This window comes from Priestia sp. 53B2, assembly GCF_056099005.1.
In genome coordinates this window covers 1-211 of record NZ_JBLZXA010000124.1, presented here as the reverse complement: position 1 = coordinate 211, position 211 = coordinate 1, and the positions used below count along the sequence as shown (strand labels likewise).

The 211-nt window shown below is 51.7% G+C and carries 1 rRNA gene; it reads left to right on the top strand.

What is annotated here, in order from left to right:
- A 23S ribosomal RNA gene (locus ACN6NE_RS31440) occupies positions 1–211 on the top strand; the annotation flags it as partial.

Below are 211 nucleotides of genomic sequence, written 5' to 3'. Positions count from 1 at the left end.
CCAAGGCTAAATACTACCTAGTGACCGATAGTGAACCAGTACCGTGAGGGAAAGGTGAAAAGCACCCCGGAAGGGGAGTGAAAGAGATCCTGAAACCGTGTGCCTACAAGTAGTCAGAGCCCGTTAATGGGTGATGGCGTGCCTTTTGTAGAATGAACCGGCGAGTTACGATCCCAAGCAAGGTTAAGCTGATAAGGCGGAGCCGTAGCGA